Genomic DNA, 18,822 nt, shown 5'->3' with positions numbered 1-18,822 from the left:
CCGTCCCGTGCAATGGGCGCTTAGCTCAGAATGCGGCGCGCGATGACTTGGGCCTGAATTTCCGCCGCCCCTTCAAAGATATTGAGGATGCGGGCGTCGCACAGCACGCGGGAAATCTTGTATTCCAGCGCAAAGCCGTTGCCGCCGTGGATCTGCAACCCGTTATCCGCAGCCGCCCACGCCACACGGGCACCCAGCAATTTGGCCATACCTGCCTCGACGTCGCAACGGCGGCCCTCATCCTTTTCGAAGGCCGAGAAATAGGTCAGTTGGCGGGCGACCATGATCTCGACCGCCATCATCGCCAGTTTGCTGGCCACGCGCGGGAAGGCGATCAGCGATTTGCCGAACTGTTTGCGGTCGATCGCATATTGCATCGAGATATCGAGGGCCGAGGCCGCCACGCCAATCGCGCGGGCCGCGGTCTGGATGCGGGCAGACTCGAACGTCTCCATCAACTGCTTGAAACCCTTGCCCTCTTCGCCGCCCAACAGGTTCTCGCCTTTGACGTGGAACCCGTCAAAACCCAGCTCGTATTCCTTCATGCCGCGATAGCCGAGCACTTCGATCTCACCGCCGGTCATGCCTTCGGTGGGGAAGGGGTTTTCGTCCGTGCCGGGTGTCTTTTCCGCGAGGAACATCGACAGGCCCTTGTAGTCCGATGTCTCGGGGTCGGTGCGCGCCAGCAGGGTCATCACTTGGGTGCGGGTGGCGTGGGTGATCCACGTCTTGTTCCCTGTGATTGTGTAGTCGCCGTTCTCATCCTTGATCGCGCGGGTGCGCAGGCTGCCGAGGTCCGAGCCGGTGTTGGGTTCGGTGAACACGGCCGTGGGCAGGGTTTCGGCGCTTGCCAGTTGCGGCAGCCATTTCTGTTTCTGTTCCTCGGTGCCGCCCGCGATGATCAACTCGGCGGCAATCTCGGAACGTGTGCCCAGCGAGCCCACGCCGATATAGCCGCGCGACAACTCTTCGGAAACGACGCACATCGATGCTTTGGACAGGCCAAAGCCACCATATTCTTCGGGGATGGTCAGGCCAAAGACACCCATTTCGGCCAGTTCCTCGATCACCTCCATGGGGATCAGCTCGTCCTTGAGGTGCCAGTCATGGGCAAAGGGTTCGACCTTTTCCACCGCATAGCGGCGGAACTGTTCGCGAATCATTTCGAGTTCTTCGTCGAGGCCCGAAGCGCCCACGGTAATTTCGGCGCTGCGCTCCTGCATCAGTTCGACAAGGCGCATCCGCGCGGCCTGTGTGTTGCCCGACTGGGTCAGCGTCATCACCGCCGGGGCCATCATGCCACGCATATCGTCTTGGCTGAGGCCCATATCCTGCAAGCGCAGCATTTCGCCCTGATTCATCTGAATGCCGCCGTAGACCTGCCACAGGTATTCGCCAAAGGCGATCTGATGGATCAGCGCCTCGACCTCGCCAAACTTGGATTGTGCGGTCAGCGTCTCGGCCCATTTCTGCATCTGGCGCAGCGCTTCGACATATGTGGCAAGCCAAGCCAGCCCGTGAGCGGCGGTCTGATGTTGTTCGACAAGCGCGGACGACACGCGCCCATCCGCACTGACAAGGGATTTCACACGGCTCTTGGCAGTTTCAAGGATCTCTTCGAGCGGGGCGATTGCCGCGCCCGTCAACTCCAGAAGGTTGTCCAACACTACGGGGGGCATGGCCCCCAAATCCTGTCCGTCATGTGCCATCTGTCAATCCTCTTTTGCGCGTCGCTCCTCCCTAGTCATTATGCAGGTGCAGCGCAACAATTATTCGTTTCAGTGCGGTAATTTGTTCATTAGTTGCGTCTTGATATTTTGCAGTGCAGCGCTAGCCACGGTAAGACACCCAAATGGAAGCTCTTTTCGGCCTTATGCCGCCCGGTCTGTGGGTCGCAGCCTTTGCCATCGCGGTCCTGGGGGGCTTGGTCAAAGGTGTGGTGGGATTCGCCATGCCAATGGTGATGATCTCGCTGCTGTCGACGCTGATTGCGCCGGAACTGGCACTGGCCGGGCTGATTCTGCCGACACTTATCACGAATGTGGCTCAGGCGTTGTGGCAGGGGGCGGGTGCCGCTTGGGCCTCGGCGCGGCGATTCTGGATTTTTCTGTGTGTGGGCGGCGTGGTGCTGCTGGCGAGCGCGCAACTGGTGCGGGTGTTGCCGATTCCCGTATTGCTGGGAATCATCGGCGTCCCGGTTGTCGGGTTTGCGCTGTTGCAACTGGCAGGCTGGCGGTTTGCACTGGCCCGGCAGCGGGCCGGGGTCGAGGCCGGGATTGGCGCCTTTGCCGGTTTTCTCGGCGGGGTCTCGGGAATCTGGGGGCCGCCGACCGTGCTGTATCTCACCGCGCTTGGCACCGAAAAAAAGGAGCAGATGCGCGCTCAGGGCGTGATCTATGGCCTTGGGTCGGTCGCCCTTGCGGCGGCGCATGTGTCGTCCGGGGTGCTCAACCCCGACACCGTCCCGTTCAGCGCCGCACTCATATTGCCGGCCCTGCTGGGACAATGGATCGGTGGAAAGCTGCTTGATCGCATCGACCAAGTGGTGTTCAGGCGCGCGACCCTTCTGGTCTTGCTTGTGGTCGGTTTGAACCTGATCCGACGCGCCCTTGTGGCCTGAGCCTCAGGAGGCGCGGCGCGTCACCGTCAGGCCCGACACATCTTCGATGAATGTGACGATACGCGACTTGATCTTTTCGTCTTCGATCGCGGCAAGCGCGTTGACGATGTCGAGACCATTGTCCCGGCGCGGCAGGCTTTCGACCTCGGCCACACCTTCAAAGAAATAGGACGTTGGCACGTCCAGAATGCGCGACAGTTCAAAAAGGCGGCTGGCCGCGATACGGTTCGAGCCGATTTCATATTTCTGAATTTGCTGGAAAGACAAATTTAGCTTTTTGGCAACATCCGTTTGCGACATACGGCGCAGCGTCCGGATTTGCTTCAGTCTTTTGCCAACATGGATGTCCACGGGATGCGACATCGTACCAATACCTCTCGTTGTTTTCCTACCCAGAGGTGTCGGCAATCGGGCGTTGTGATTCAATTGACTAGATGTGCAACGCAAATACACGCCAATGTAGCATTGATGTGTGAATCTCTTAACGTTAAGGTGTTATCTATAATACATTAAGAGGCAACCACGTGAACGCACCGGTGAAGCAGTTGAAGGAAATGAATCAGCCCCTGCTGTTCGAGATGCTGCGTTCGTTTACGACGTTGGCCAAGACGCTGAACCTGTCTCATGCGGTATCGGAATTGAACAGCACGCGCCAGACGGTGCGACGTCATATCGCCCTTTTGGAAGAAATGCGCGGCGAAACGCTGTTTCACGTCGTCAACCGCCGGTACGAACTTACCGACGAGGGGCAGGCGGCCCTTCCTGCGGCGGAATCGCTGTTGGGCCACGGGCGGCTGTGGCTGCGCGGACAGATCAAGGACGTGGATGGCCTTATGGGCATGTCCTATGTCGATGAGACGGGGTGGTATTACCATCAGCAGCAACAACCGATCAGTGTGGCTTGGTCGAACCCGTCAGGGCTCTTTCGGTCTGCCATCCAATGCTGGGCCGCCGCGCAAGGCGCGTTGGAGGATGACGCGATCCTCCCGGTGCGGCCCTACGCGCTGGTCTATCGTGATACGGCGGCGGGCTGGCTGTGTACCGAAGTCGGCGAACGGTCATTCTATTCCAAATGGTGGGGATGGGGGGCCGCGCGCAGCAGTGTGGGACGGTCACTGGACCAATTCCCGTTCGGTCCCGAATTGGCACGGGTCATGGACGTACCGTTGCGCGAAGTGCAGACCACCTGCGGGATGCGGCTTGATCAGGTTGTGACACGTATTCCGCGGTCCGTGGGTGGCATTCCCGAGCATCTGGTCTTTGAACGCCTCCTGCTGGGCTGCCACATGCCCGACGGCAGTTTCGCCCTTATGGTTATGGTGGATCGGCCCGATACGATCCGGGTTGCGGGCCTTGATCAATCTTCGCTGGAGGAGATGTCGCACGACGTAGTTGTCGATTTCAAAGGCGATTAACCACTTTTAGGCTTTTCCCTCATTCTCCGCTAAAGTGATTTCACTTTATGCGAGAAGGAGAGACTCGGGTGACTTTTCAGAATATGCGGATGGGGGAACGATTTGTCGCCTCCAGCCTGCGCTTGTTTGCATCCCACGACCTGACACTGCGGGTTGGGTATGACTTCGACCAATATCGCGCCATCCTCCGCGATGCGCGACCCAACCATCAAGTGGGCGTCCCTTTTGATCCGGATCTGAACGATTTTTCAGACGGGTCGGCCTTTTGGATCATCGGCATCAACAGCACAGGACATGTTGTCCATTCGCAGGCGTTGCGTCTGCTTGATGTTACGGGAAGTACGCTGGCCAGCCACCTCAAGGCCAATTTTACGGACTTCCCGCCGCCGTCCATCGCCCTTGATCTGGACCGCTCGTGCTATCAGGCAGGGCCGGGGGCGCAGCGCATGACGGGGCGTATGGCCTACCATGGTGAATTCTGGATTGCCGACGCCGACGGCGCCTATCGCGGCAGTGGCCTGTCTACCGTTCTGTCGCGCTATGGGTTCTGGATGGCGACCCAGCACTGGGATCCCGACCACATCTTCGCCTTCATCCTGAATCAGGTGCATTTCAAGGGGCTGGCGGCGCGCACCGGATGGATGCACACCGACCCTGCGGCCCTGCATTGGTATCCCCGCGATGGGCGCCCCCCGTTCGAGACGGTGATGGCCTATCTGCACCGCGAGGATATCGACTATCTGCTGCGTCTGCCGATCACGGTCGACAAGACAGAGCCTGCCAAGAAGGCGGCGTAGCGCACCTGCACTACGTCACCCGATTGCGGCTGCCCGGACGTCGTCGTCGATATAGGGCAGGTATTGTTCGAAGTTGGCCGAGAACATATCGACCAGCTTCGCCGCCTGCACATCATAGGCGGCCCCATCGTCCCACGTCCGGCGCGGATCCAGCAGGATGTCTGCCACACCCGGAACGGACACCGGCACGTCGAACCCGAAATGCGCGTCCTTGCGGAATTCACCCGCCGCAAGGGTGCCATCCAGCGCCGCTGTCAGCAGTGCCCGCGTCGCACGAATGGGCATCCGCGATCCGGTGCCGTAGGCACCCCCTGTCCACCCCGTATTGACCAGCCAGCAGGTCGCACCGTGCTTGGCGATCTTTTCCTGCAACAGCTTGCCGTAGACCTCGGGCCGGCGCGGCATGAATGGCGCGCCAAAGCAGGTGGAGAACGTGGGCTGCGGCTCGGTTACGCCACGCTCCGTGCCCGCCACCTTGGCGGTAAACCCGCTGAGGAAGTGGTACATCGCCTGCGCCGGTGTCAGCCGCGCGATGGGCGGCAGCACGCCAAAAGCATCGCAGGTCAGCATGATGATGTTCTTGGGGTGCCCGCCCAAAGCCGACGTGGACGCGTTCGAAATATAGTGCAGCGGATAGGCGCAGCGCATGTTCGCGGTCAGGCTGTCATCCTCGAAATCCAGATCCTTGGTGTCGGGGTCGAACACCATGTTCTCGATCACGGTCCCGAATTTCTCGGTCGTGGCGTAGATTTCAGGCTCTGCCTCGGCGCTTAGGTTGATGGTCTTGGCATAGCAGCCGCCTTCGAAGTTGAAGGTGCCTCGATCCGACCAGCCATGTTCATCATCCCCGATCAGCGTGCGGCCGGGATCAGCGCTGAGCGTGGTCTTGCCCGTGCCGGACAGGCCAAAGAACACCGCCGTGTCCACGGGATTGCCATGGGCGTGGTTGGCCGAACAGTGCATCGGCATCACGCCTTTGTCGGGCAGCAGGTAGTTCAGCAGCGTAAATACCGACTTCTTATTCTCGCCCGCATACTCCGTGCCGCCGATCAGGATCATCTTGCGATCAAAGTTCATCGCAATGACCGTTTCCGAGCGGCAGTTGTGCTTTTTCGGGTCCGCTTTGAAACTGGGGCAGTTGATGACGGTGAAGTCTGCCACAAAATCCGCGAGGTCTTCGGCATCGGGGCGACGCAGCATGTGGCGGATGAACAGACCGTGCCAAGCCAGCTCTGTCACCATGCGCACATTGATCGAATAGCTGGGGTCGGCCCCGCCGGTCAGGTCCTGCACGTAGTATTCGCCGCCCTGCATGTGGGCGAGCATGTCCTGATAAAGCGCGTCGAAACCTTCTGGCGACATCTCGGCGTTGTTGTCCCACCAGATGCTGTCGGCAACACTGTCCGTTTTGACCACATGCTTGTCCTTGGGCGAGCGGCCCGTGAACTTGCCGGTTGTGACAAGGAACGTGCCGCCCTTGCCCAATTCGCCCTCGCCGCGGGCCAGTGCGCGTTCGATCAGCACCGGTTCGATGAGGTTGTAATAGACATCGCCCAGCCCTTTGATCCCTTGATCTTCGAGGCGGAACTGCGGGTTGACCCGTCCTATTGTCATGCGATGTCTCCTGATGTCGCGGCGCGCTGTGGTGCTCAAAACGGTGCTTGCCCGCGGTGGGGCAGGGCACCTTTCGGTCATAACATGCTGATTTACGAGGTGAACAGGCGACCTTGCCGCAGTTAGCGCCACCATGGCGACCGGTTGCGCAAACACTGTTTCCGAAGTGACTCGTCAGACGCGAATGTGCGGCAATTTAGCCATTCCTAACCAATTTCTGGCGAGAGTTAGGGGCCATTCGGCATCTGATTCGCACTTCTTGATTGATTCGAAAGGCCAAAAGCGGGACTATGGCGGAAAAACAAACAATAAGTTCGAGTAGTAAAAGGAAACAGGCAATGAACAAGATTGCACTGGTGGACGACGACAGGAACATCCTGACGTCAGTCTCCATGACTCTTGAGGCCGAGGGGTTCGAGGTCGAAACGTTTAATGACGGTCAGGCGGCGCTTGACGCGTTCAACAAACGCCTCCCCGATATGGCCGTGCTGGACATCAAGATGCCCCGCATGGACGGAATGGATCTGTTGCAGCGACTGCGCCAGAAAACCACCATGCCGGTCATTTTCCTCACCTCCAAGGATGATGAAATCGACGAGGTGCTGGGTCTGCGTATGGGCGCTGACGACTATGTGAAAAAGCCGTTTTCGCAGCGTCTGTTGGTGGAACGTATCCGGGCGCTGCTGCGCCGTCAGGATGCTGTCGCCAGCGAAGAGGTGGGCACAACCGAAGAGACCAAGGTGATGGAACGGGGCGATCTTCGGATGGACCCGCTGCGCCATGCGGTCAGTTGGAAGGGCAACGACGTGTCGTTGACCGTGACGGAATTCCTGCTGTTGCAGGCGCTTGCACAACGCCCCGGCTTTGTGAAATCGCGCGACCAGCTGATGGACGTGGCCTATGACGATCAGGTCTATGTGGACGACCGGACCATCGACAGCCACATCAAGCGTCTGCGCAAGAAGATGCGCACCGCCGACGATAACTTCTCGGCGATTGAGACGCTGTACGGGATCGGTTACCGTTACAACGAAGAATAAGACGCACCAGAACGGTGCGCGCAAAGGGCTGCTAGGGGCCCTTTGACAGCAGGCTAGGAACGCGCAGTGCGAGATACAGGCACGCCACCAATGCGAGACGGCGACGTTGTGCTCGGCGAAGACTGGGTTGCGCCCGACAGCGTGGCCTCGTCCGAGATGCGCGACACCCGCGCCCGGCGGGGTCTTGTGTCGTTGCGCAGCTCGCCTCTGGCGCGCAAGATCATCACCTTCAACCTGATCGCGTTGAATGTTCTCGTCGCGGGCATCCTATACCTCAACTCGACACGCGACAGCCTCGCGGTGCAGCGCATCTCGGGCGTGATCGCGCAGGCTGAACTGGTTGCCGACGTGATCGAGGCGCAATTGCCATCCGGTGCGCCGGTGAGCCTGTCGAGCGGTGACGGCATTGACCTTGATGCCACCCTGTCCGGTCTTGATGTCAGCATCGGGAAAGACGTCTATGTCTTTGACACCAATGAGACTTTGGCGGCCCAAGCGGAGGGGAGCCTTGATCTCAGCAATGACGTTGAGGCGGAAAAGGGCAAGGCGGTCCTGACCGATGGCCTCACGTGGCTGTGGAATGTGGTGTCGCGCCCCTTCTCCACCACCTCGTCGGAACCGCGCACGCCGGTCGAGGAACAGTTGCGCGGACTTGTCGCGGCAAGCCTCAGCGGTGAGACGCAGGTCGGGAATGTCGTGAATATGGACGGTGCGCAGCTTTTTGCCATCGTGACCCCAATTGAACAGGGGGCAACCGCGATTGGCGCTGTCGCGCTGACCAGCGCTTCTGGCGAGATTGACGCTCTGGTCCGCAGTGAGCGGGAACGCGTGCTGCAAATGTTCGTGATTGCCACGCTTGTGTCTATCGGCCTCAGCCTTGTTCTGGCCTCCACCATTGCCAACCCGCTCGCCGATCTGGCCGCTGCTGCGGAACTGGGGCGCGACAAGAACGCCCGCAAGGTGAACCCGGGCCGTATCCGTATCCCAGACCTGACCGCACGCCCTGACGAGATCGGCCGCCTGTCCGGTGCGCTGCGCGGTATGATTTCGGCGCTGTACAACCGGATCGACGGCAACGAACAATTCGCCGCCGACGTCGCACACGAGATCAAGAACCCGCTGGCCTCGCTCCGCTCTGCCGTTGGCACGCTGCGCATGGTCAAACGCGACGATCAGCGCGAAAAGCTGCTTGATGTGATCGAACATGACGTGCGGCGCCTTGACCGTCTGGTCAGCGACATCTCCAATGCCTCCCGTCTCGACAGCGAGCTGGTGAAAGAAGAAGAGGAGGCATTCAACCTCCTGCAAATGCTCGACAATCTTGGCCAGTATCTGGGCGAGGATGCGCGCGGCAAGGGGATCGAGTTTATCACCGATCTGCCGCCGCAACCCATTCAGGTCCATGGTCTTGAAGCGCGTCTGGCGCAGGTGTTTGTAAACCTGATCACCAACGCGATTTCCTTTTGCGAGGATGGCGATGCGATCCGCGTCTGGGCCCGCAAGCGTGAAAACCGTGTGCTGGTCGTGGTCGAGGACACCGGTCCCGGCATCCCCGACCAAGCCCTGACCAAGATTTTCAAACGGTTCTATTCGCAGCGCCCCGAAGAGCATTTTGGCAACAATTCCGGCCTTGGCCTTGCCATCTCCAAACAGATTGTTGAGGCGCATGGCGGCGTGATCTGGGCCGAGAATATTCGCCCCACGGATGCCGACATCACCTCGGAACCGCTGGGCGCACGGTTCGTCGTGGGCCTGCCGGTCTAAGTTTCGATGATGCGGGTCCATGCGAGCGCTGTGGCCTTTGGCCCGCGCGGCGTGTTGATCCAAGGTGCCTCCGGCAGCGGCAAATCCAGCCTCGCGCTACAGTTGATCCGCATGGGCGCAACGCTCATTTCCGATGACCAGACCGAGCTTTACCTTCAGAACGACACGCTCTGGGGCCGCGCGCCCGACACCATCGCGGGCCTGATTGAGGCGCGCGGCCTTGGCCTGCTCCATGCCGACGCGGCCCCCGCACCGATCTGCGCAGCCGTCGACCTCGATACGATCGAAACCGAACGCCTCCCGCCGCAGCGCAGCATCAAACTGCTGGACAGGGAGGTGCCGCAATTGCACAAAGTGGAGAGCCCGGCTTGGCCAGCCGCCCTAGCGCAATATCTCATATCGGGAAGGAGCGACCCGGAATGAACGACACCCAAGCCAAGGCACGCCGCGTCGTGCTGGTCACAGGCCCGTCCGGGGCCGGCAGAACCAGCGCGATCCGTGTGCTTGAGGATTTGGGTTACGAGGCCATCGACAACATGCCGCTGCGCCTTGTCCACGCCTTGCTGGATGATCCCGAAGCGACGAAGCCGCTGGCCCTTGGGATTGACCCGCGCACGCGGGATTTTTCGTTGGCGGCTGTCACCGAGGCGCTGGGACTGATCGCGACAAAACCGGGGCTGGCACCCGAACTGCTTTACCTTGATTGCGCCACGGACGTGCTGCTGAACCGGTTTTCCGAAACCCGCCGCCGTCACCCGCTGGCCGCCACGGACAGGGTGGAGGCGGGTATCCAACGCGAATTGGCCATCCTTGCGCCGCTGCGCGCGCAGGCGGATGTGCTGATTGATACGACGCGGCTGAACGTCCACCAGTTGCGCAGCGAGGTGGAGCACTGGTTTGCCCCCGACGGTCAGTCGCAACTCGCCGTGTCGGTGCAAAGCTTTAGCTACAAGCGTGGCTTGCCGCGCTCCGTTGACATGGTGTTTGACTGCCGGTTCCTCAAAAATCCGTATTGGGTGCCAGCCCTGCGCGCCGCCACCGGGCAGGCGGCAGAGGTGCAGGACTATATCGCGACAGACCCGCGGGCCGAGACATTTGCCGGTCAGGTGCGCGATATGATCCTGTGGTTGCTGCCCGCCTATCTCGAAGAGGGAAAATCTCACCTGTCGGTTGCGTTTGGGTGTACGGGCGGGCAACACCGGTCTGTCGCTATGGCAGAAACGCTCGTGCAAGCCCTTGCAGAGGCGGGCTGGCAGGTGTCTATTCGGCATCGCGAATTGGATCGCGGTGAACGCAAAGAGGCCCCAGTGTGATCGGAGTTGTGATCGTTGCGCATGGCGGGCTGGCCGGCGAATACCTCAAAGCGATCGAACATGTCGTGGGCCAGCAGCCCGGCATCCGTGCCATTGCCATAGAACCCGACCATGACCGCAAGGCCAAGGAGCGCGAGATTTGCGCGGCAGCGGATGACGTGGACAGCGGTGATGGGGTCGTGGTGGTCACGGACCTCTTTGGCGGTTCGCCGTCGAACCTGAGCCTTTTGGCCTGTCGGCCCACCAATCGGCGGATTCTCTACGGGGCGAACCTGCCGATGCTGATTAAGCTGGCCAAGAGCCGTCAACTTGACGTAACGGATGCCGTGCGCGCGGCCTTGGACGCGGGCAAGAAGTATATCGACAGCCAGAACATCAGCGCAGACACCTGACCCATGCCCACCCGTACGTTAGAAATCGTGAACATCAAAGGTCTGCACGCCCGTGCCTCGGCCAAACTGGTCGAAGTGGTCGAAGGCTTCGACGCCCGTGCAGACGTGCGCAAGGATGGCATGTCGGCCTCAGGTGACAGTATTATGGGGCTTTTGATGTTGGCAGCGCCGATGGGAAGTTTTATTGACGTTGAAACGTCGGGCCCGGATGCTGAGGCCCTTGCCAATGCGCTCGAGGCATTGGTGGCGGACAAATTTGGGGAAGAGGCCTGAGACACAGGTCTGATACGTCAACGAGGTAAGACCGCTTTGGTGGACAGCACGCATAACGCAGGCAATCTGGCCAAGCCCGAAAAGGTGTCGTTCAACAAGTACGACCGCCGCAGCCTGTCCTACGCGTCGACGTTTGAAGACCCTTGGAAGGCCAGCTTTATCCGTGTGATGGAAGCGTTCACCGGCAAGCTGACGATCCTTCGCCTGATCCGCAAGTTCGAACGCAAGGGCGCGCCATCGGGGCAGGCGTTCTGGCGGGCATGTCTGGACGTGATGGGGATCGAACTGACAACCCCGCAGGTTCAACTGGATCGTATCCCGCGCGAAGGGCCACTGATTGTGGTCGCCAACCACCCGCACGGGATGGTGGACGGCATGATTTTCGCCGACCTGATTGGCCGTGTGCGGCCGGACTACCGGATTCTCACCCGGTCGCTGTTGACCGCGATTGATGAGGTGGCGGGCAGCTACATGATCCCCGTGCCGTTCCCGCACGACAAGGACGCGCAGCGCAAGGGCGTGGAAATGCGGGCCAAGGCGATGAAACATCTTAAGGATGGGGGCGTTGTGGCGCTGTTTCCGTCCGGTGTCGTGGCCGCGTCCGAGACGTGGTGGGGCCCAGCCGTCGAAGGCGAGTGGAACGTGTTTACCGCCCAGTTGATCCGCCGTTCGGGCGCGACAGTGCTGCCGATGAAGTTTCCGGGCCAGAACAGCCGCGCCTACCAGATTGCAAACCGCGTATCACCCATGATCCGTCAGGGCCTGTTGCTGCACGAGATCGTGCATTCACTGAACAAGCCGCAAGGCCCCGTTGTGGGACATCCGCTGGATCAGGATTTTGTCAACGAATGGAAAGACGACCCGCGCGGCTTTATGGCGTGGTTGCGCGACCACACGTTGTCCCTCAAGGATTGATCTGACCGGATTCCGGCGCGTCAGCCGTCAGCGGGTCGGCACCGGTACTTCGCCCCGATAATCATAAAACCCGCGTTGCGATTTGCGGCCCAGCCAACCGGCCTCGACATATTTGGTCAGCAGGGGGCAGGGGCGGTACTTGGTGTCGGCGAGGCCGTCATGCAGGACGTTCATGATGGCCAGACAGGTATCGAGGCCAATGAAATCGGCCAATTCCAGTGGCCCCATAGGGTGGTTTGCGCCCAGTTTCATTGAACTGTCGATGGACTGCACCGATCCGACACCTTCATAAAGCGTATAGACCGCCTCGTTGATCATCGGCATCAGGATACGGTTCACGATAAAGGCCGGGAAATCCTCGGCGGTGGCGGCGGTCTTGCCCAATTTGTCCACGACGGCCTTGCAGGCTTCGAACGTTTCGGCGTCCGTGGCGATACCCCGGATCAGCTCGACCAGCTGCATCACCGGCACGGGGTTCATAAAGTGAAAGCCCATGAATTTCTCGGGCCGGTCCGTGCGGCTGGCCAGCCGTGTGATGGAAATGGAGGACGTGTTCGAGGTCAGGATCGTATGCGGTTGCAGATGCGGCAGCAGGTCTTCGAAAATGGCCTGTTTGACCGTTTCACGTTCGGTCGCGGCCTCGATAATCAGGTCCGTCTGCCCCAGTTCGGTCAGGGCCAGCGTGGTGGAAATTCGCCCCAGCGCCTCGGCCTTTTCGTCGGCGCCGATCTTGCCACGGGACACCTGTCGTTCAAGGTTGCGGTCAACCGTGGACAGCCCCTTGGTCAGGGCGTCGTCCGAGATATCGTTGAGCATCACCTTGTAGCCGGCCAAGGCCATGACATGCGCAATCCCGTTGCCCATTTGCCCGGCTCCGACGATCCCGACCGATTTGATGTCCATTCCGCGCACCTCTTTGTTGCGGGCACCATAGTGGCAGGCTGCGGGCAGGGGCAAGGGCCGCAAAGGTCACGAAAATGCCCGGTTCTGTTAGGAATTGGGAAAGGGCGTCGTGCCATTTTGCCACTGGGTGAGTAACTGATGAGTGGGTGTCATGAGCTTTGATACACTGGGGCCGGGTGGTCTCGACTATTTGCCGTGCCGGTACGGGGCGTCAAAGATACTGTTTCGCGGGCCAAAGCGTCCGTTGGACGCGCCGTATGTCGCCTTTTTTGGCGGAACAACCACATATGGCAAATACATCGAGACGCCATTTTGCAGCCTGATCGAGCAGGATCTGGGCATGACTTGCGTCAACTTCGGGTGCGTCAACGGGGGCGTGGACGCTTATGCCGCCGACCCCGTTCTGCGCGAAGCCGCGATAGAGGCGCAGGTGACCGTCATTCAGGTCACCAGCCCGCGCAACATGTCGAACCGGTTTTACAAAGTGCATCCGCGCCGCAATGACCGGTTTGTCGAGGCGTCGCCGCTGTTGCGCACGATCTACCGCGAGGTGGATTTTGCCGAATTCAACTTTACCAATCACATGCTGCAGCGCCTGTACCTCGTCTCGCCCGAACGGTTCCACGCGGTGCTTGATGAATTGCGCACGGCATGGCTGGCACGGATGCGCCTCGTGCTCAGTCAGATTCCCGGCAAGACGATCCTGCTCTGGGCCAGTGATCATCCGCCCGCCGACACAGCGCTTGAGATTGATGCGGACCCCGCTTTCGTGAACCGCAGCATGATCGTCGAGATCGAACCGCTGGTGACGCAATTTGTGCAGGTGGTGGCGTCGGACAGGGCTTTGCAGGCGGGGACCGACGGAATGGTGTTTGCCGAGATGGACGCCGCCGCCGCGGCCACGATGCTGGGACCAACGGCCCACCGCGAGATTGCGGATGCGCTGTTGCCTGCCCTTGAGAACATGACATGAAAAAGCCGCCGCAAGTGGATGCGGCGGCTTTGGTTTGTAGCAGGCAGGTTTAGCCCAGCTTTTCGACCAGTTCCGGTACGGCGTCGAACAGGTCCGCCACAAGGCCGTAATCCGCCACTTGGAAAATCGGGGCTTCTTCGTCCTTGTTGATGGCCACGATGACCTTGCTGTCCTTCATGCCTGCGAGGTGCTGGATCGCACCCGAGATGCCAACCGCGACATAGAGGTCGGGGGCAACAACCTTGCCCGTCTGGCCCACTTGCCAGTCGTTTGGCGCATAGCCCGAGTCCACCGCGGCGCGCGAGGCACCCACAGCAGCACCCAGCTTGTCCGCCAGCTTTTCGATCAGGGCAAAGTCCTCTTCGGAGCCGACGCCGCGGCCGCCGGACACAACCACACCCGCCGATGTCAGTTCGGGGCGGTCGCTTTCGGCAACTTTGTCCTCGACCCAGGATGACAGGCCGGGATCGCCTGCGGCACCGATAGTCTCGACCGAAGCCGAACCGCCCGTGCCTGCCGCGTCAAAGGTGGACGTGCGGAAGGTGATGACCTTCTTGCCGTCGCCCGATTTCACGGTCTGAATGGCGTTGCCCGCATAGATCGGGCGTTCGAACGTGTTGGCGTCCACCACGGCTGTTGCGTCCGAGATCACCATCGCGTCGAGCAGAGCCGCCACGCGGGGCATGATGTTCTTGGCGTCGGTCGTGGCCGGGGCCACGATATGCTCATAATCACCGGCCAGCGATACGATCAGGTCCGCAACCGGCTCGGCCAGACGCTTGCCATAAAGCGCGTCTTCGGCGCACAGCACCTTTGCCACGCCGTCGATGGTGGCCGCTTCGGCGGCGGCATCGGCGCAGGTTGCACCGGTGGCCAGCACCGTCACGTCACCCAAGGCACCTGCGGCAGTCACAGCTTTTGCTGTGGCGTCCATCGCCAGTGCGCCATCATTGATCTCTGCGAGAAGAAGAACAGCCATTACACAGCCCCCGCTTCTTTGAGTTTCTCCACAAGCTCGTCGACCGAGCCCACCTTGATACCTGCCGCGCGGGCCTCTGGCTCAGTCGTTTTCACGATCTCCAGGCGGGGCGACACGTCCACGCCGTAATCGGCGGGCGTCTTCTCATCCAGCGGCTTTTTCTTCGCTTTCATGATGTTGGGCAGCGACGCATAGCGCGGCTCGTTCAGGCGCAGGTCCACGGTGATGATCGTGGGCATGGAGACCTCGATGGTCTGCAAACCGCCATCCACTTCGCGCGTGACCTTGGCTTTGTCCCCCGCCACTTCAACCTCTGAGGCGAAGGTGGCCTGGCTCCAACCCAGCAGGGCGGCGGTCATCTGACCGGTCGCGTTCATGTCGTTGTCGATCGCTTGCTTGCCGCACAGCACGAGGCCGGGCTGCTCTTCCTCGACCACTTTGGCGAGGATTTTGGCAACGCTCAGCGGTTCAATGTCGGTGTGCACGTCATCCGCGGCCACGACAAGGATGGCACGATCCGCGCCCATCGCCAGCGCGGTGCGCAGCGTTTCCTGAGATTGTTTGACGCCCACGGACACGGCGACAATCTCGTCGGCCTGACCCGCTTCTTTCAGGCGGATGGCCTGTTCGACGGCAATTTCGTCGAACGGGTTCATCGACATTTTGACGTTGGCGAGATCCACTCCCGATCCGTCCGCTTTCACGCGGACCTTCACGTTATAGTCGATCACGCGTTTGACGGGCACCAGCACCTTCATGAGCGTTCCTCTCCTCAAAATACGACTCAGCTTGATCAGCCACTTAGTCGGTCTCGCTCGGTTTACCCAACCCCGTGACAGGGAAACAGGACAAAATCGTCACGTCACGACGCTAGGACGCCGCGTCTTGTGCAGTATAGTGAACGTAACGTGACCTATCGCGACCAGAACGGAGGGCTTGGCCATGGAACGCGTTCAAGGATTTGGCGGTTTTTTCTTTCGTGCAGAGGGACCAGAAGCGCTGGCGGTGTGGTATCGCGACACGCTTGGCATTGATCTTGTGCCTGCAACTGCGGATCAACCGCCGTGGATGGCGGCAGGCGGGGCGACAGTGTTTGCGCCTTTTGCCGCCGACACCGAATACTTTTCCGCTGACAAGGCATTCATGTTGAATTTCCGGGTGGGTGATCTGGACGCGATGGTGGCACAGGTTCGCGCCGCCGGGGTCGAGGTCAAAGTGCTGGACGATATGCCCGGCATTGGCCGGTTCGCGCATCTGAGTGACCCGGAGGGGACACCGATTGAACTGTGGGAGCCGGAGGCGGGGTAGGGCATCGCTGCGGCTCTGCTTCTCTGGTTGAGCCCCCGGGGCTTCGCCCTTCCGGGAGCCAAACGCTCCTCCGGAGCGTTTGCCGCGCTAGGCGCGGTTCGCTCCCGGAACCCACAAAACGTCGTCTTTGCCGCCGTTGTTGGCGATGCGCGCGGCAACAAAGAACCAGTCACTCAGCCGGTTGAGGTATTTGACCGCCGCCGGGTTCACCGCCTCCATCGTGGCGAGTTCCACCGACAGACGTTCTGCCCGGCGCGCCACCGTGCGACACACATGCAGATGCGCCGACAGCGCCGACCCGCCCGGCAGGATAAAGCTGCGCAGCGGCTCCAGCGCGCTGTTCATCGCGTCGATCTCGGCCTCAAGCCGGGTGACCTGCGCATCGGCCATGCGCAGCGGCGGATATTCCGCCTCTGCGTCCTGCTCTATGTCGGGGCGGCACAGGTCCGCGCCCAGATCAAAAAGGTCGTTCTGAATACGGCTGAGGGCCACGTCTATATCCCCTTCGGTCGCCAGCCGCGCCACGCCGACAAAGGCGTTCAATTCATCCGCGGTGCCATAGGCCGTGACCCGCATCGCGTGTTTTGCCACCCGCGCGCCATTGCCCAATGCGGTTTCGCCCGCATCCCCGGTCTTGGTGTAGATCTTGTTCAGTACAACCATGCGCTCAGCCCCCGGTGCGGTTGAAATAGACGTAGGCAAGGATCAACAGCACAGCGACGAACTGTGCTGCAATCCGCGCCTGCATCAGTTTGTTGGAATTCTTCTGCGCCCAGCCGGACCCTTTGGCGAACCCGCCAAGGCCCAGCATCAGGACCACCACAACAGCCACGACAGCCAGCAGGATAAGCAGGAAAAGCGGGTCGATCCCCATGGGTCGGGTCCTTTGTTGTTCTTGTCCGCGCAGATGTAGGGGGCCGGGCGGGAAAAGCGAACCGGTATTTGCCTCAGCCCCGCGCCAGCACCCAATCCAGCGCCCGTGTGGGCAGCAAACGGCGCAATATGCCCATGATATAGGTGGGCGTCGTAACATAATAGCGCGGACGGGGCCGGTCGGCCTCAAGAGCGTGTGTCAGCTTGCGCGCTACGGCCTCGGGCGGCAACTCAAACGTGTCGGGGCCGTTGTCCTCGTATAGCCGCTTTCTCAGTTGCGCGTTGTATTGCGCGACGCGGGGTGAATTTTCCCAGTCCACCCATTTTTCGAAATGGGGGATCGAGTTTGCCCGGATCCGGCTTGTCACCGGGCCCGGTTCGATCAGCACGACGTGGATCGGCGTATCGCGCATCTCAACCCGCAGCGTGTCGGTCAGGCCTTCGAGGGCGAATTTCGTGCTGTTATAAGCCCCGCGCCACGGCAGCGTGACAAACCCCAACACCGAACTGCATTGAACGATCCGCCCGTGCCCCTGCGCCCGCATCACCGGCAGCACAAAGCGCGTCAGTTCGTGCCAGCCGAAAAAGTTTGTCTCGAATATCGCGCGCAAGGCGTCGGTGGGCAGGTCTTCGACTGCGCCGGGCAGCGCATAGGCGCCGTTGTTGAACAGCGCATCCAGCGTGCCGCCCGTGGCCTCCAGCACCTCGGCCAGACCGCTCGCGATGCTGCCCGTCTCGGCATAGTCGATGCGCGGGCTGTCAAAGCCTTCCGCTCTGAGCCGCGCGCAGTCTTCGGCTGTGCGGCAGGACGCAAAGACGCGCCACCCGCGCGCGCGCAGATGCAGGGCGCAGGCATAGCCGATGCCCGACGAGCAGCCTGTGATCAAAACGGTTTTTTGGGTCATGGGATGCGTCCGAAACGATGCCTCGGGCGCATCATGTGTCAGCCCTTGGGCTGATGCAATCAGCCTTCGCTCAGCAGGAAATCAGCCATCCAGCCGACCGTGCCTCCGTTCAGCGGACGCAGCTTCACCCAGCCATCGCCGGGATCCTGCAACACTTCGACCTGATCGCCGCGCACCAGCCGGTTCACAACGGAATAGTTGGTGCCGGGACCGCCGCGCACATTTACGCTGCGGCCAGTGACCTGCCGCACTTCGTTGGCGGGGCCAGCGGCGGCAACCGTCTGGACGGTGCCATCGTCATTGAAATCCACCGGCGTAATCACGGGACGGTCGACCAGCAGGCTCGGCAGGATGAGTGTCGGCTCTTCTTCGGTGACGGGTTCGGATGTTTCGACAGCGCGCTGCACAGCGGGCCGCGTCCGCAACGTCGAGGCAGGCCGCAGCACGTCGTCCACGGATGCAAGGTCAAGCGACACGCGGGTCACGTTCTCGGGCAGGGGGGCGGGTGTGGCAACGGATGCGTCCGCCACATCGGTGTCCAGCACAGTTTGCGTGACGTCTGCCGGGGCATCGATTCGCGCCATCCGCGTCTCAATGGGATCAAAGTCGGCCCCACCGCTCAACTCGTAGAAAGCAAAAGCCAGAAAGGCAAAGGTGATAACGATGAATCGCGTCATACCACGCGTCCCCCCAACATACTCTTGGCCACCGGCAGCTTGGTGACACATAAACGTTAAC

The 18,822-nt window shown here is 60.9% G+C and carries 22 protein-coding genes; 12 read left to right on the top strand and 10 right to left on the bottom strand.

The window, feature by feature from the left end:
• Positions 1-20: 20 nt before the first annotated feature.
• On the bottom strand, positions 21-1,709 hold the full coding sequence (locus tag Q1A85_RS11160) for an acyl-CoA dehydrogenase family protein (protein WP_299688730.1): 1,689 nt from the start codon (positions 1,707-1,709) through the stop codon (positions 21-23).
• Between the two features lie 143 nt (positions 1,710-1,852).
• On the opposite strand from Q1A85_RS11160, the gene Q1A85_RS11155 reads away from it, so the two are divergent.
• Positions 1,853-2,620, top strand: a complete 768-nt coding sequence (locus tag Q1A85_RS11155) for a sulfite exporter TauE/SafE family protein (RefSeq protein WP_299688727.1) — start codon at positions 1,853-1,855, stop codon at positions 2,618-2,620.
• Between the two features lie 3 nt (positions 2,621-2,623).
• On the opposite strand, the gene Q1A85_RS11150 is transcribed toward Q1A85_RS11155, so the two are convergent.
• The gene (locus Q1A85_RS11150; protein WP_299688724.1) at positions 2,624-2,983 is read right to left on the bottom strand and encodes a helix-turn-helix transcriptional regulator; all 360 of its coding nucleotides are present in this window, start codon (positions 2,981-2,983) and stop codon (positions 2,624-2,626) included.
• Between the two features lie 191 nt (positions 2,984-3,174).
• Here Q1A85_RS11150 and Q1A85_RS11145 point away from each other — a divergent pair, with 191 nt between their 5' ends.
• Complete coding sequence (locus Q1A85_RS11145) at positions 3,175-4,035, top strand: LysR family transcriptional regulator (protein WP_299688721.1); 861 nt, start codon at positions 3,175-3,177, stop codon at positions 4,033-4,035.
• A 68-nt stretch (positions 4,036-4,103) separates the two neighbouring features.
• Positions 4,104-4,832 (top strand): hypothetical protein, encoded by a 729-nt coding sequence (locus Q1A85_RS11140; protein ID WP_299688718.1) that lies wholly within the window; start codon positions 4,104-4,106, stop codon positions 4,830-4,832.
• Between the two features lie 15 nt (positions 4,833-4,847).
• On the opposite strand, the gene Q1A85_RS11135 is transcribed toward Q1A85_RS11140, so the two are convergent.
• Positions 4,848-6,446 carry a phosphoenolpyruvate carboxykinase gene (locus tag Q1A85_RS11135; RefSeq protein WP_299688715.1) on the bottom strand — a complete coding sequence of 533 codons (1,599 nt, stop codon included), beginning with the start codon at positions 6,444-6,446 and terminating at the stop codon, positions 4,848-4,850.
• A gap of 338 nt (positions 6,447-6,784) precedes the next feature.
• On the opposite strand from Q1A85_RS11135, the gene Q1A85_RS11130 reads away from it, so the two are divergent.
• The 7 genes from Q1A85_RS11130 to Q1A85_RS11100 all read left to right on the top strand — a co-directional run bounded on the left by Q1A85_RS11130 (position 6,785) and on the right by Q1A85_RS11100 (position 12,143).
• Complete coding sequence (locus Q1A85_RS11130) at positions 6,785-7,486, top strand: response regulator transcription factor (protein WP_299688712.1); 702 nt, start codon at positions 6,785-6,787, stop codon at positions 7,484-7,486.
• Positions 7,487-7,576: 90 nt separating this feature from the next.
• Positions 7,577-9,250 carry a sensor histidine kinase gene (locus tag Q1A85_RS11125; RefSeq protein ID WP_299688709.1) on the top strand — a complete coding sequence of 558 codons (1,674 nt, stop codon included), beginning with the start codon at positions 7,577-7,579 and terminating at the stop codon, positions 9,248-9,250.
• 6 nt (positions 9,251-9,256) lie between these two features.
• A complete protein-coding gene (locus Q1A85_RS11120; RefSeq protein ID WP_299688706.1) occupies positions 9,257-9,673 on the top strand; it encodes an HPr kinase/phosphatase C-terminal domain-containing protein in 417 nt (138 codons plus the stop codon).
• Positions 9,670-10,563: an RNase adapter RapZ gene (gene rapZ / locus Q1A85_RS11115; protein ID WP_299688703.1), complete on the top strand. Its 894-nt coding sequence runs from the start codon at positions 9,670-9,672 to the stop codon at positions 10,561-10,563. The genes Q1A85_RS11120 and rapZ overlap by 4 nt, the downstream gene beginning before the upstream one ends.
• Positions 10,560-10,955 carry a PTS fructose transporter subunit IIA gene (locus Q1A85_RS11110; RefSeq protein ID WP_299688700.1) on the top strand — a complete coding sequence of 132 codons (396 nt, stop codon included), beginning with the start codon at positions 10,560-10,562 and terminating at the stop codon, positions 10,953-10,955. Before rapZ ends, Q1A85_RS11110 begins: the two co-directional genes overlap by 4 nt.
• Positions 10,956-10,958: 3 nt before the next feature.
• Positions 10,959-11,228: an HPr family phosphocarrier protein gene (locus Q1A85_RS11105; RefSeq protein WP_299688697.1), complete on the top strand. Its 270-nt coding sequence runs from the start codon at positions 10,959-10,961 to the stop codon at positions 11,226-11,228.
• A 39-nt stretch (positions 11,229-11,267) separates the two neighbouring features.
• Positions 11,268-12,143, top strand: coding sequence for a lysophospholipid acyltransferase family protein (locus tag Q1A85_RS11100; protein WP_299688694.1), 876 nt, complete (start codon positions 11,268-11,270; stop codon positions 12,141-12,143).
• Between the two features lie 27 nt (positions 12,144-12,170).
• Here Q1A85_RS11100 and Q1A85_RS11095 read toward each other — a convergent pair whose 3' ends face one another.
• Positions 12,171-13,046 (bottom strand): 3-hydroxybutyryl-CoA dehydrogenase, encoded by an 876-nt coding sequence (locus Q1A85_RS11095; protein ID WP_299688692.1) that lies wholly within the window; start codon positions 13,044-13,046, stop codon positions 12,171-12,173.
• Positions 13,047-13,197: 151 nt separating this feature from the next.
• Between Q1A85_RS11095 and Q1A85_RS11090 the strand changes: the two genes are divergently transcribed.
• Positions 13,198-14,019, top strand: a complete 822-nt coding sequence (locus Q1A85_RS11090; RefSeq protein WP_299688689.1) for a DUF6473 family protein — start codon at positions 13,198-13,200, stop codon at positions 14,017-14,019.
• A gap of 49 nt (positions 14,020-14,068) precedes the next feature.
• Here Q1A85_RS11090 and Q1A85_RS11085 read toward each other — a convergent pair whose 3' ends face one another.
• Positions 14,069-14,998, bottom strand: a complete 930-nt coding sequence (locus Q1A85_RS11085; RefSeq protein WP_299688686.1) for an FAD-binding protein — start codon at positions 14,996-14,998, stop codon at positions 14,069-14,071.
• The gene (locus Q1A85_RS11080) at positions 14,998-15,756 is read right to left on the bottom strand and encodes an electron transfer flavoprotein subunit beta/FixA family protein (protein WP_299688683.1); all 759 of its coding nucleotides are present in this window, start codon (positions 15,754-15,756) and stop codon (positions 14,998-15,000) included. Before Q1A85_RS11080 ends, Q1A85_RS11085 begins: the two co-directional genes overlap by 1 nt.
• 184 nt (positions 15,757-15,940) lie before the next feature.
• On the opposite strand from Q1A85_RS11080, the gene Q1A85_RS11075 reads away from it, so the two are divergent.
• On the top strand, positions 15,941-16,306 hold the full coding sequence (locus tag Q1A85_RS11075; RefSeq protein ID WP_299688680.1) for a VOC family protein: 366 nt from the start codon (positions 15,941-15,943) through the stop codon (positions 16,304-16,306).
• Between the two features lie 87 nt (positions 16,307-16,393).
• Here Q1A85_RS11075 and Q1A85_RS11070 read toward each other — a convergent pair whose 3' ends face one another.
• From Q1A85_RS11070 to Q1A85_RS11055, 4 genes are all read right to left on the bottom strand, one after another.
• On the bottom strand, positions 16,394-16,969 hold the full coding sequence (locus Q1A85_RS11070) for a cob(I)yrinic acid a,c-diamide adenosyltransferase (protein WP_299688677.1): 576 nt from the start codon (positions 16,967-16,969) through the stop codon (positions 16,394-16,396).
• 4 nt (positions 16,970-16,973) lie between these two features.
• The gene (locus tag Q1A85_RS11065; protein ID WP_299688674.1) at positions 16,974-17,180 is read right to left on the bottom strand and encodes a twin transmembrane helix small protein; all 207 of its coding nucleotides are present in this window, start codon (positions 17,178-17,180) and stop codon (positions 16,974-16,976) included.
• A 73-nt stretch (positions 17,181-17,253) separates the two neighbouring features.
• Complete coding sequence (locus Q1A85_RS11060; RefSeq protein WP_299688672.1) at positions 17,254-18,084, bottom strand: SDR family oxidoreductase; 831 nt, start codon at positions 18,082-18,084, stop codon at positions 17,254-17,256.
• Between the two features lie 59 nt (positions 18,085-18,143).
• Complete coding sequence (locus Q1A85_RS11055; protein WP_299688669.1) at positions 18,144-18,761, bottom strand: SH3 domain-containing protein; 618 nt, start codon at positions 18,759-18,761, stop codon at positions 18,144-18,146.
• Between the last annotated feature and the right edge of the window lie 61 nt (positions 18,762-18,822).

It is taken from the genome of uncultured Tateyamaria sp. (genome assembly GCF_947503385.1).
Lineage (GTDB): Bacteria > Pseudomonadota > Alphaproteobacteria > Rhodobacterales > Rhodobacteraceae > Tateyamaria.
Note: the sequence above shows the minus strand (reverse complement) of the source record. Positions and strands in the feature narration are given on the sequence as shown.

Bases quoted from the DNA above. Each gene is read 5' to 3' on its own strand.
- Q1A85_RS11160 (WP_299688730.1), bottom strand. From the start codon at position 1,709: ATGGCACATGACGGACAGGATTTGGGGGCCATGCCCCCCGTAGTGTTG.
- Q1A85_RS11155 (WP_299688727.1), top strand. From the start codon at position 1,853: ATGGAAGCTCTTTTCGGCCTTATGCCGCCCGGTCTGTGGGTCGCAGCC.
- Q1A85_RS11150 (WP_299688724.1), bottom strand. From the start codon at position 2,983: ATGTCGCATCCCGTGGACATCCATGTTGGCAAAAGACTGAAGCAAATC.
- Q1A85_RS11145 (WP_299688721.1), top strand. From the start codon at position 3,175: ATGAATCAGCCCCTGCTGTTCGAGATGCTGCGTTCGTTTACGACGTTG.
- Q1A85_RS11135 (WP_299688715.1), bottom strand. From the start codon at position 6,446: ATGACAATAGGACGGGTCAACCCGCAGTTCCGCCTCGAAGATCAAGGG.
- Q1A85_RS11130 (WP_299688712.1), top strand. From the start codon at position 6,785: ATGAACAAGATTGCACTGGTGGACGACGACAGGAACATCCTGACGTCA.
- Q1A85_RS11125 (WP_299688709.1), top strand. From the start codon at position 7,577: ATGCGAGACGGCGACGTTGTGCTCGGCGAAGACTGGGTTGCGCCCGAC.
- Q1A85_RS11120 (WP_299688706.1), top strand. From the start codon at position 9,257: ATGATGCGGGTCCATGCGAGCGCTGTGGCCTTTGGCCCGCGCGGCGTG.
- rapZ (WP_299688703.1), top strand. From the start codon at position 9,670: ATGAACGACACCCAAGCCAAGGCACGCCGCGTCGTGCTGGTCACAGGC.
- Q1A85_RS11105 (WP_299688697.1), top strand. From the start codon at position 10,959: ATGCCCACCCGTACGTTAGAAATCGTGAACATCAAAGGTCTGCACGCC.
- Q1A85_RS11095 (WP_299688692.1), bottom strand. From the start codon at position 13,046: ATGGACATCAAATCGGTCGGGATCGTCGGAGCCGGGCAAATGGGCAAC.
- Q1A85_RS11090 (WP_299688689.1), top strand. From the start codon at position 13,198: ATGAGCTTTGATACACTGGGGCCGGGTGGTCTCGACTATTTGCCGTGC.
- Q1A85_RS11085 (WP_299688686.1), bottom strand. From the start codon at position 14,998: ATGGCTGTTCTTCTTCTCGCAGAGATCAATGATGGCGCACTGGCGATG.
- Q1A85_RS11080 (WP_299688683.1), bottom strand. From the start codon at position 15,756: ATGAAGGTGCTGGTGCCCGTCAAACGCGTGATCGACTATAACGTGAAG.
- Q1A85_RS11075 (WP_299688680.1), top strand. From the start codon at position 15,941: ATGGAACGCGTTCAAGGATTTGGCGGTTTTTTCTTTCGTGCAGAGGGA.
- Q1A85_RS11070 (WP_299688677.1), bottom strand. From the start codon at position 16,969: ATGGTTGTACTGAACAAGATCTACACCAAGACCGGGGATGCGGGCGAA.
- Q1A85_RS11065 (WP_299688674.1), bottom strand. From the start codon at position 17,180: ATGGGGATCGACCCGCTTTTCCTGCTTATCCTGCTGGCTGTCGTGGCT.
- Q1A85_RS11060 (WP_299688672.1), bottom strand. From the start codon at position 18,084: ATGACCCAAAAAACCGTTTTGATCACAGGCTGCTCGTCGGGCATCGGC.
- Q1A85_RS11055 (WP_299688669.1), bottom strand. From the start codon at position 18,761: ATGACGCGATTCATCGTTATCACCTTTGCCTTTCTGGCTTTTGCTTTC.